Origin of the sequence: Streptomyces sp. NPDC090083 (assembly GCF_044747445.1) — a bacterium.
Lineage (GTDB): Bacteria > Actinomycetota > Actinomycetes > Streptomycetales > Streptomycetaceae > Streptomyces.
This window is the reverse complement of sequence record NZ_JBIVED010000025.1, coordinates 1-9,382: the sequence shown is the minus strand read 5'-3', so window position 1 is coordinate 9,382 and position 9,382 is coordinate 1. Positions and strand designations below refer to the sequence as shown.

The 9,382-nt window shown below is 68.8% G+C and carries 2 protein-coding genes; both read left to right on the top strand.

Features of this window, described 5'->3' with window-relative positions; all coding sequences use genetic code 11:
• Positions 1-756, top strand: a 756-nt coding sequence (locus ACIPTO_RS42725; protein ID WP_401201262.1) for a beta-ketoacyl reductase, incomplete at its 5' end; no start/stop codon positions are given.
• Between the two features lie 64 nt (positions 757-820).
• Positions 821-9,382: type I polyketide synthase (locus ACIPTO_RS42720; RefSeq protein ID WP_401201260.1), on the top strand; the 8,562-nt coding region annotated here is incomplete at its 3' end.

Sequence of the window (9,382 nt, the reverse complement as noted above, 5' to 3'; positions counted from 1 at the left end):
GGGTGTGGTGGTTCGGTGGTGGTGGCGGATGTGGAGTGGGAGCGGTTTGTTCCGGCGTTCACCAGTCGTCGGCCCAGCCCCCTCCTCACCACACTTCCCGCACTCACCGCTGACGCCGCCGTCGAGGAGAACGTGACCGACGGAGCCCGGGCCACTCTGACCGCCCGCCTGGGGCAGCGTCCCGAGAAGGAACGGCTACGCGCCCTGCGGGAACTTGTCCGTGAGCGAGCCGGAATCGTGCTCGGCCGTTCCGCCGGCGCGGCCGTGGACCTCAACCGGCCCTTCAAGGACGTGGGTTTCGACTCCCTCACCGCCGTCGAACTCCGCAACCAGCTCCACGCGGAGACCGGACTACGGCTGCCGTCCACCCTCGTCTTCGACCACCCGACGCCGCGTCACCTCGCCGATCATCTGCACGATGAGCTCTTCGGCGCATCGGACGGAACGGGAACCGGGCCCGGAGCGCGGCCGACCCTGTCAGGAGTTGACGAGGCGTCACTTCACAGACTGCTCACCGCGATTCCCCTGTCCCGCTGGCAGGAGAGCGGCCTGCTGACAAGTGTGCTCTCCCTGGCGGACAGCGGTACGGACAGCGTTGCGGACGGACGAGCCACGGACGTGGCCGACCTGACCCGGCGCACGACGCACCACACGCTTGAGCAGCCACAAGGCGATGGCGGCTCCGTACCCGAAGCGATCGACGCCATGGACGTCGACGCGCTCGTTCAAATGGCCCTGGGCGACTCCACCTCCTGAGAACCGCCCCGCCCACATGTCTTCCCGTCCGCCCACGAACGGGCCATGAACCAGTGGAGTTAGCATGCCCACCTCCGAAGAGCGTGTCGTCGCCGCGCTGCGCGCCTCCCTGACCGAGAACGAGCGCTTGCGTCAACGCAACGACGAACTCACCAGGGCGGCGACGGAACCGATCGCCATCGTCGGGATGGCCTGCCGCTACCCCGGTGACGTCACCAGCCCGGAGCAGCTGTGGGACCTGGTCGCGAACGGCGTCGACGCCATTACGCCGTTTCCCGCCGACCGCGGCTGGGGCGCGAGCGCTGACGCGCCCTCGGCCGCCGGAGGCCAGGGTGGATTTGTCAGCACTGCCACCGAATTCGATGCGGGCTTCTTCGGGGTGTCACCGCGCGAGGCTCTGGCCATGGACCCGCAACAGCGCCTGGTCCTCGAGGCGTCCTGGGAGGCGTTCGAACGCGCGGGCCTGGAGCCCACCTCCGCGCGTGGCAGCCGCACCGGCGTCTTCATCGGCTGCAGCAACCAGAACTACGGCGCGGCGCCCGGGCAGGACCTGCCCGAAGGCATCGAGGGGCACCTGCTCACCGGTAACGCGGCGAGTGTGGTGTCGGGCCGGGTGTCGTACGTGCTGGGTCTTGAGGGTCCGGCCGTGACGGTGGACACGGCGTGCTCGTCGTCGCTGGTAGCGCTGCACCTAGCGGCCCAGGCGCTGCGGTCGGGCGAGTGCGACCTCGCCCTCGCGGGCGGTGTCACCGTCATGGCCACACCTGATGTCTTCGCCGAGTTCGGTCGTCAGGGTGGGTTGTCGGGTGATGGCCGGTGCCGGGCGTTCGGTGAGGGTGCGGACGGGACGGGTTGGGGTGAGGGTGTCGGTGTTCTGTTGGTGGAGCGGCTCTCCGACGCCGTGGCCAAGGGGCATCGGGTGTTGGCGGTGGTGCGGGGTTCTGCGGTTAATCAGGATGGTGCGTCGAATGGTCTGACGGCGCCGAATGGGCCGTCGCAGCAGCGGGTGATTCGTGCTGCGTTGGCGTCGGCGGGTGTGTCTGCCTCCGATGTGGATGTGGTGGAGGCGCACGGTACGGGCACCAGGCTGGGTGATCCGATCGAGGCGCAGGCGCTGATCGCGACGTATGGCCAGGGTCGTGAGGTGGGCCGGCCGTTGTGGTTGGGGTCGGTGAAGTCGAATCTGGGTCATACGCAGGCTGCTGCGGGTGTGGCTGGTGTGATCAAGATGGTGGAGGCATTGCGGCACGGTGTGCTGCCGGCGACGTTGTATGCCGACGAGCCGACATCGCACGTCGACTGGTCCGCTGGTGGGGTGGAGTTGCTGCGGGAACAGCAACCGTGGCCCGAGACCGGCCGCCCTCGCGTGGCCGGTGTATCCGCCTTCGGAGTCAGCGGAACCAACGCCCACGTCATCCTCGAAATGGCTCCGGCATCAGAACCGCCGACCGAAGCCGCCCCAGCCGTCCCGGACTCCGCCCCGGTCGCTTGGCTGCTCTCGGGCCGGACTCAGGAGGCCCTGCGCGATCAGGCACGTTCCCTCGCGACCTTCGCTGAACAGCGCTCCGACCTCGCGCCGCACCGGACTGCCTTGGCCCTCGCGACGACGCGGACGCACTTCGAACACCGGGCCGTCGTCATCGCCGAGGACGGCACCCGTCCCGGCGAGGCGCTCAACGCCGTAGCCAATGAAGCGACTTCAACAGACACCATCGTCGGCAAGGACCGAGGAGACGCGCCTCAGGCGTTTCTGTTCTCGGGGCAGGGTGCGCAGCGGGTGGGGATGGGGCGTGAGTTGTATGGCGCCTTCCCGGTGTTCGCGGAGGCTTTCGACGCTGTATGTGCCCTGGTGGGCGAGGAGTTGCGGGATGTGGTCTTCGGTGACGACGCCGACCGGTTGAGCCGTACGGAGTGGGCGCAGCCTGCGTTGTTCGCCGTTGAGGTGGCGTTGTTCCGGTTGGTCGAGTCGTTTGGTGTGCGGCCCGATTTCGTGATGGGTCATTCGATCGGTGAGATCGCTGCTGCGCATGTGGCTGGGGTTCTCGGTCTGGAGGACGCGTGTGCATTGGTGGTGGCGCGTGGTCGTCTGATGCAGCAACTGCCCTCTGGCGGTGTGATGGTGGCGGTCGAGGCGTCCGAGGACGAGGTTGTCCCGCTCCTTGAGGGCCGCGCTCATGCGGTGTCGATCGCTGCGGTCAATGGTCCGAGAGCTTTGGTGGTGGCGGGTGTTGAGGCTGCTGTCGCCGCGGTCGTCGATGAGCTGAAGGCGCGGGGGCGGCGGACTGGCAGGCTGCGGGTCTCGCATGCTTTCCACTCGCCGTTGATGGAACCGATGCTGGCCGAGTTCCGCCAGGTCGCAGAGGCCATCACTTACGGATCTCCGTCGATTCCGCTCGTGTCGAATGTGACTGGACAGCTGGCCGTCGAGGGCGAGTTGGGGTCCGCCGATTACTGGGTGAGGCATGTCCGTGAGGCCGTCCGTTTCGCCGACGGCGTGAGTGCGCTCGCCGCTGAGGGCGTGACCCGTTTCCTGGAGATCGGCCCCGACGGCACCCTCACCGCCCTCGCCCAGAACAGCGCACCGGACGACGCGCTGTACGTACCGGTGCTCCGCAAGGACGGGTCGGAACGTCTGGCACTGCTGCGGGCGCTGGCGCGGCTCCACGTCGACGGCGGAGAGGTCGACTGGGCCGCCGTACTGGGTGGCGGTGTGGGTGTCGAGCCCGTCGACTTGCCGACCTACCCCTTCCAACGTCGCCGCTATTGGCTCGCCCCGCACGAGCCGTTGCCCGGTGGCCCGCAGAGTCCGGCGCATCCGTCGGCTGTCGTCGACGCCGAGTTCTGGGCGGCCGTGGAGAGGCAGGATCTGCCGGCGCTCGCCGCGGACCTCGGGCTTGCGCCGGACACGCTTGGCCCGGTGGTTCCGGCGCTCTCCAAGTGGTACAGGCAGCAACAGGAACACTCCGTACTCGACGCGCTTCGGTACGAGGTGTCCTGGCGGCCGCTCACTCGGGACGACGAGTCGGCGCCGTCGGCCGGGACTTCCGGCACGGGGAACTGGACGGTGCTGACCCCGTTCGGCCTGGACGACGACTCGCGCGACATGCTGGAAGCACTCGTCTCCGGTCTCCGCAAACAGGGACTGACCCCGCACATCGTCGAAGTGGACGCCGATGACCCTGAGGCCTGCGTCGAGGCGATCGGTTCCATCGGCGTCGGGACCGAGGGGCCCGAAGGCCGCCCGGATCCGGATGGGGTGCTCTCCCTCCTCGGGTTCGCCGCGTCCCCCGAACCAGTCATGGGGACACTGAACGCGCTCCACGCACTGGCCCGATCGGGAAGCCCGGGGATACGTCTCTGGGCCCTCACCCGAAGTGCCGTGACAGTCGACGGCTCTGACCGTGCGACCCAGACCTCGCACAGCGCGGTCTGGGGACTGGGACGCGTTGCGGCACTGGAACACCCGGACATCTGGGGCGGGTTGATCGACCTGCCCACACGGCTGGACGATCGGGCGTGCGCCCGCCTCGCACGGGCGCTGACCCGACTCAAGCCCGGCGAGGACCAACTCGCCCTTCGCCCGCACGGTGTCTTCGGCCGTCGGCTCAAGCGGTGCGCACCTCTCCCTCAACATGCCGCCCGTTGGGAGCCGAACGGTACGGTGCTGATCACGGGCGGCACCGGTGCCCTGGGAGCACACGTGGCGCGCTGGGTGGTGGGGCGCGGTGCCCGCGACCTGGTCCTGGTCAGCCGCAGCGGCGAAGCCGCGCCCGGCGCCGCCGAACTCCGGGCCGAGCTGGAGCGAGCCGGTGCGCGGGTCACACTGACCGCCCTGGACGTCTCCGTCCGCGCCGACCTCGCCGCGTTCCTCGCGGAACACCCTGTCGACGCCGTGTTCCACACGGCCGGCGTGCTGGATGACGCCACCCTGCTCGCGACCGACTCCGACCGCGTCCAGCGGGTCATGCGCCCGAAGGACTCGGCCGCGCGTCTCCTCGACGAACTGACCAGAGACCGTTCCCTCTCGGCGTTCGTTCTCTTCTCCTCGCTGGCCGGAACACTCGGAAGCCCCGGGCAGGGTGCCTATGCGGCGGCCAACGCAGCCCTCGATGCCCTCGCGGTGCGGCGCCGGGCCGAGGGCCTGCCGGCGACCTCCATCGCGTGGGGGCCCTGGGCCGGTGACGGCATGGCGGTGAACACCGGTGATCGGCGTCGCGGCCAGGGTGCCGTCATCGCGATCGAGCCCCGACTCGCCCTGTCAGCGCTCGGAGCAGCGCTGGACTCGGACGTGACGACCCAACTCGTCGTCGACGCCGACTGGAAGCACTTCGTCCCCGCCTTCACCACGACTCGCCCGAGCGCCCTGCTCTCGCTTCTTGCCGTTCCGGCAGCCACCGAGCCGGGCACAGACGGCCGGACCGGCGACGCCGAGGACACTCTGCGGTCGCGGGTAGCCCGCCTGCCGCGCGAGGCCGGCCTGCGACTCGTACTCGACGAGGTGCAGAAGCGGGCTGCCACCATGCTGGGTTACGGCGATTCCGGAGAGGTCGGTCCCGAGCGGGCTTTCCGCGACCTCGGCGTGGACTCGCTCATCGCAGTGGAACTGCGGAACGCCCTTGCCGCCGCTTCCGGCGTCACGCTCGCCGCGACCGCGGTCTTCGACCATCCGACCCCGGACGCTCTGGCAGCCCACATCTACGGTGAACTCTCCGACGAAGCAGCCGCGGCCCCAGCCCCGGCGGCTCTGTCAGTCGACGAGCCGATCGCGATCGTGGGCATGGCGTGCCGGTTCCCCGGCGATGTGGAGACGCCCGAGGATCTGTGGGCTCTGCTCGCTGAGGGCCGTGACGGCATCGTCGACTTCCCCACCGACCGCGGCTGGGCGGCCCTGGAGAGCCTCTACGGCCGTTACGCGAATGAAGACGGAGTGACCCACGACTTCGTCCGACAAGGCGGTTTCTTGTCGGGTGTGGGTGGTTTTGATGCGGGGTTCTTTGGGGTGTCGCCGCGTGAGGCGTTGGCGATGGATCCGCAGCAGCGGTTGTTGTTGGAGGTGGTGTGGGAGGCGGTTGAGCGGGCTGGTGTGGGTCCGGGGTCGTTGCGGGGGAGTCGGACGGGTGTGTTCGTGGGGACCAACGGCCAGGACTATCCGGCTCTGTTGAGTCTGTCCGACGGTGACTTCGGCGGTTATGTCGGCACGGGTAATGCGGCGAGTGTGGTGTCGGGCCGTGTCTCGTATGTTTTGGGTCTTGAGGGTCCGGCGGTGACGGTGGACACGGCGTGTTCGTCGTCGCTGGTGGCGTTGCATCTGGCGGCTCAGGCGTTGCGGTCGGGTGAGTGTGATCTCGCGTTGGCTGGTGGTGTGACGGTGATGTCGACGCCGGGTGCGTTTGTGGAGTTCGGTCGTCAGGGTGGGTTGTCGGGTGATGGCCGGTGCCGGGCGTTCGGTGAGGGTGCGGACGGGACGGGTTGGGGTGAGGGTGTCGGTGTTCTGTTGGTGGAGCGGCTCTCCGACGCCGTGGCCAAGGGGCATCGGGTGTTGGCGGTGGTGCGGGGTTCTGCGGTTAATCAGGATGGTGCGTCGAATGGTTTGACGGCGCCGAATGGGCCGTCGCAGCAGCGGGTGATTCGTGCTGCGTTGGCGTCGGCCGGTCTGTCCGGGGCTGACGTGGATGTGGTGGAGGCGCACGGCACGGGCACCAGGTTGGGTGATCCGATCGAGGCGCAGGCGCTGATCGCGACGTATGGCCAGGGTCGTGAGGTGGGCCAGCCGTTGTGGTTGGGGTCGGTGAAGTCGAATCTGGGTCATACGCAGGCTGCTGCTGGTGTGGCTGGTGTGATCAAGATGGTGGAGGCGTTGCGGCATGGTGTGTTGCCGGCGACGTTGTATGCCGATGAGCCGTCCTCGCACGTCGACTGGACTGCGGGCGGAGTGCGTCTGCTGACGGAGGCGCAGCCGTGGCCGGGGTCGGAGTCGGAGTCGGTGGATCGTGTCCGGCGTGCTGGTGTGTCGTCGTTCGGGCTGAGCGGGACCAACGCTCACGTCATCCTGGAACAGGCCCCTGAGCAACCGATGCCGGAGGTCCGCGAAACGACTGACGGAGCGGTACTGCCCTGGCTCGTCAGCGGCCGCACCGAAGAAGCCCTCCGTGCGCAAGCAGGTCGCCTGCTCGCGATACTCAGTGAGCGCGATGACTCGCTGACTGCCCAACTGGCAGACGTAGCGGACAGGTTGGCCGTTGGACGCACCACATTTGAGCAGCGTGCCGTCGTACTCGCCACCACTGCAATGGAGTTCACCGAAGAACTTCGGAACCTGTATGCGGGTGAGCCTGGCCCGCACACGGTCACAGGCGAGGCCCGGCGTGGTGGCCGGACCGCGTTCCTGTTCTCGGGTCAGGGTGCGCAGCGGTTGGGCATGGGGCGTGAGCTGTATGACGCGTTCCCGGTGTTCGCGGAGGCCTTCGATGCCGTGTGCGCCCTGGTGGGTGGGGAGTTGCGGGAGGTTGTCTTCGGCGAGGATGCCGAAAGGCTGAATCGTACGGAGTGGGCGCAGCCCGCGCTGTTCGCCATCGAGGTGGCGTTGTTCCGGTTGGTCGAGTCGTTCGGTGTGCGGCCGGACTTCCTCATCGGTCACTCCATCGGTGAGATCGCTGCCGCGCATGTGGCTGGGGTGTTGTCGCTGGAGGACGCGTGCGTGCTGGTGGTGGCGCGTGGTCGTTTGATGCAGCAACTGCCGTCTGGCGGTGTGATGGTGGCGGTCGAGGCCGCCGAGGACGAGGTCGTCCCGCTCCTTGAGGGCCGCGCGGATGAGGTGTCGATCGCTGCGGTCAACGGGCCGAGTGCGGTGGTGATTGCGGGAGTTGAGTCCGCTGTCACGGAGATCGCGGATGAACTCGCGGCGCGGGGTCGGCGGACGAGCATGCTGCGGGTCTCGCATGCTTTCCACTCGCCGTTGATGGAACCGATGCTGGCCGAGTTCCGCCAGGTCGTAGAGGCCATCACCTACGGCACCCCGTCGATCCCGCTCATCTCCAACATGACTGGACAGCTGGCCGCCGAGGGCGAGTTGGGATCGGCCGAGTACTGGGTGCGGCATGTCCGTGAGGCGGTCCGTTTCGCCGACGGCGTCAGCGCGCTCGCCGCTGCGGGTGTGACGCGTTTCCTGGAGATCGGTCCGGACGGCACGCTCACCGCGCTCGCGCAGAACAGCGCACCGGACGACGCGCTGTACGTGCCGGTGCTCCGCAAGGACGGTTCAGAGCATCTGGCGCTGCTGCGCGCACTGGCACACCTCCACGTCGACGGCGCAGAGATCGACTGGGCCGCCGTACTGGGTGTGCTGGGTGGACTGGGTGGCGGTGTGGGTGTCGAGCCCGTCGACCTTCCGACCTACCCGTTCCAGCACGAGCGGTTCTGGCCCGAGGTGACTGGGCACACGGTGGCGTCGGCGGACCCGCTCTCGGGTGGTGACGCGTCCTTCTGGTCGATGATCGAACAGGAGGGGGCGGAGTTGGCGGGAACCCTCGGTGTGCCTGAGGAAGCGCTGAGCGCGGTTCTGCCCGCGCTGACGGAGCTGCGCCGGGAACAGGGTGAGCGGGCCGAGGTCGAGGGCTGGCGGTACAGCGTCGAATGGGAGCCGGTGGACCTACCGCCCAGGACACTTCTGGACGGGCGTTGGCTGTTGCTGCAAGCACCCGGGACTGTCCCTCTCCAGGGGCTTGAGCGGTTCATTCCGGGCCTGGAGCGCCTCACTTGCGACGCGCAGGACAGGAAGGGACTCGCCGTGCTGCTGGAGTCCGCCGTCGGCGTTTCCGACCTGGATGGTGTGCTCTCCTGTCTTTCCCTTCCCCAGCCCGGCGACGACCGTGCCGATCCGGAACTGGACTCCGGTGTGGTGAACGCGATGGCGGTGGTCCAGGCTCTCGGTGACACGGGAGTGTCCGCTCCGTTGTGGCTCGTCACCCAGGCGGGGTTCGGCCCCGGCCGCACACTGGACGACCCGGCTCAGGCCGCGGTGTGGGGGTTCGGCCGCGTCGCCGCGCTGGAGCACCCGGACCGCTGGGGCGGACTCGTCGATCTGGCTCAGACGCCGGCCGACGACGAACTCGCCTCTCTCGCCTCGGTGTTGTCCCACCGGAGCGAGGACCAGGTGACCGTGAGCGGGAAGCGGGTCCATGCTCGCCGACTGCGTCCGGCCTCGGCGCCCCTCACCGCACCGCTCTCCTCGGGGAGCCATGACAACCCGCCGCCGCGACGCCTCCTCGTGACCGGGGGAACCGGCGCACTCGGGGCGCGTGTCGCCGAATGGTTCGCGGACCGCGGCACGAAGGAGATCGTGCTGGCGAGCCGCGGCGGCCCGGACGCCCAAGGGGTGGACGACATCGTCGCCCGGCTACGGGCGGCGGGCGCGGAACGCGTTGACGTCGTCGCCTGCGACATGGCCCGGCGCGAGCAGGTCGCCGCGCTCCTCGACGCCCATCGTGTCGACGGCATCGTCCACGCGGCAGGCGTGCTCGATGTCGACCCCATCGATGGTGTGGGTGTGGGTTGTGTGGGGCGGGTTGTGGGGGCGAAGGGGTGGGGTGCGGTGTATTTGGATGAGTTGACGCGGGGTTGGGATTTG